The 2,087-nt window shown below is 70.9% G+C and carries 2 protein-coding genes and 2 pseudogenes; 3 read left to right on the plus strand and 1 reads right to left on the minus strand.

Features of this window, described 5'->3' with window-relative positions; translation table 11 throughout:
- The coding region (locus tag EAO77_RS39990) for a carboxyl transferase domain-containing protein (protein ID WP_315986090.1) at positions 1–375 on the plus strand (375 nt) is incomplete at its 5' end.
- A 25-nt stretch (positions 376–400) separates the two neighbouring features.
- Positions 401–613 carry an acyl-CoA carboxylase subunit epsilon gene (locus tag EAO77_RS13865; RefSeq protein WP_147988295.1) on the plus strand — a complete coding sequence of 71 codons (213 nt, stop codon included), beginning with the start codon at positions 401–403 and terminating at the stop codon, positions 611–613.
- Between the two features lie 180 nt (positions 614–793).
- On the opposite strand, the pseudogene EAO77_RS13870 reads toward EAO77_RS13865, so the two are convergent.
- A pseudogene (locus EAO77_RS13870) lies at positions 794–1,165 on the minus strand (GTP-binding protein); the annotation flags it as partial.
- Between EAO77_RS13870 and EAO77_RS13875 the strand changes: the two are divergent.
- Positions 1,156–2,087, plus strand: a pseudogene (locus EAO77_RS13875) (acyl-CoA carboxylase subunit beta); the annotation flags it as partial. The pseudogenes EAO77_RS13870 and EAO77_RS13875 overlap by 10 nt on opposite strands.

Consider the following 2,087-nt stretch of genomic DNA (forward strand, 5'->3'; position numbering starts at 1 on the left):
GTGCCGCGGATCTCCCTGATCCTGCGCAAGGCCTACGGCGGCGCCTACATCGTCATGGACTCCCAGTCGATCGGCGCCGACCTCACCTACGCCTGGCCGACCAACGAGATCGCGGTCATGGGCGCCGAGGGCGCGGCGAACGTCATCTTCCGCCGCCAGATCGCCGAGGCCGAGGACTCCGAGGCCATGCGCACCCGCATGGTCAAGGAGTACAAGGCCGAGCTGATGCACCCCTACTACGCCGCGGAGCGCGGCCTCGTCGACGACGTCATCGACCCGGCCGAGACCCGCGAGGTCCTGATCAGGTCCCTCGCCATGCTCCGCACCAAGCACGCCGACCTGCCGTCCCGCAAGCACGGCAACCCCCCGCAGTGACCCTGCGAAGGACTGGAGCCCACCGATGAGCACTCCCGCCGATCCCTCGTCCCTCCTCCGGGTGGAGAAGGGCCACGCCGAGCCCGAGGAGCTCGCGGCCATCACCGCGATCCTCATGGCCCGTGCCGCCTCCCGCCAGGACCTCGCCGCCGTCCCGCACCGCGGCCGCACCACGGCCGGCTGGCGGCGCCTGGAGCGCCAGCGCGGCTTCCAGCCCTCCCACAGCTGGCAGGGCTGACAGCACCTCACCGAGGCCCCGCACACACCGTGTGCGGGGCCTCCGGCATGCGGGCGCGCCCTTCGGGGCCACGGCGACGGCCCCGCACCCTCGCTCCGGGCAGGAGCGGGGTGCGGGGCCGTCGCCGTACGGACTGGCCACCGGGCGGGCAGGGACCCCGCCCGGCGGCGTCGCGGAGGGCTACCGCAGGCGCGCCATGAGGGCGTGCTCGACCAGGGTGATCAGTGCGCTCTTGGCGTCCGCGCGGTGGCGGGCGTCGGTGGTGATGATCGGGGTGTCGGGTCCGATCTGGAGTGCTTCGCGGACTTCCTCGGGGTTGTAGGGCTGGTGTCCGTCGAAGCCGTTGAGGGCGATGACGAAGGGGAGCCCGGAGTTCTCGAAGTAGTCGACGGCGGGGAAGCAGTCGGCGAGGCGGCGGGTGTCGACGAGGACGACGGCGCCGATGGCGCCGCGTACGAGGTCGTCCCACATGAACCAGAAGCGGTCCTGTCCGGGGGTGCCGAACAGGTAGAGGATCAGGTCCTGGTCGAGGGTGATGCGGCCGAAGTCCATGGGCGTCGGGGGTGATCCCGCAGATCTCGGTGATGCTGGGGCCGTGCGCGGGCGGTGCCGCCTACAGTCCGGCGCTGACGGACTTCGTGTTCATGGTGCGCGAGACGTCGCAGATGTTCATCACGGGCCCGGACGTGGTCAAGGCGGTCACGGGCGAGGAGATCACGCAGAACGGGCTCGGCGGCGCGGACGTGCACGCCGAGACCTCGGGCGTCGCGCACTTCGCGTACGACGACGAGGAGACCTGCATCGCCGAGGTCCGCTACCTCCTGTCCATGCTCCCCTCCAACAACCGGGAGAACCCGCCGACCACCACCGGCGACGACCCCGCCGACCGGCGCTCGGACGTCCTCCTCGACCTGGTCCCCGCCGACGGCAACCGCCCGTACGACATGCACAAGGTCATCGAGGAGCTCGTCGACGACGGCGACTACCTGGAGATCCACGAGCGCTGGGCCCGCAACATCATCTGCGCGCTCGCCCGCCTCGACGGCCAGGTCGTGGGCATCGTCGCCAACCAGCCGCAGTCGCTGGCCGGCGTCCTCGACATCGAGGCGTCCGAGAAGGCCGCCCGCTTCGTGCAGATGTGCGACGCGTTCAACATCCCGATCGTCACCCTCCTCGACGTGCCGGGCTTCCTGCCGGGCGTGGACCAGGAGCACGGCGGCATCATCCGCCACGGCGCCAAGCTGCTCTACGCCTACTGCAACGCCACCGTGCCGCGGATCTCCCTGATCCTGCGCAAGGCCTACGGCGGCGCCTACATCGTCATGGACTCCCAGTCGATCGGCGCCGACCTCACCTACGCCTGGCCGACCAACGAGATCGCGGTCATGGGCGCCGAGGGCGCGGCGAACGTCATCTTCCGCCGCCAGATCGCCGAGGCCGAGGACTCCGAGGCCATGCGCACCCGCATGGTCAA

Origin of the sequence: Streptomyces sp. T39 (assembly GCF_008042045.1) — a bacterium.
In the GTDB taxonomy this organism is placed as follows: domain Bacteria; phylum Actinomycetota; class Actinomycetes; order Streptomycetales; family Streptomycetaceae; genus Streptomyces.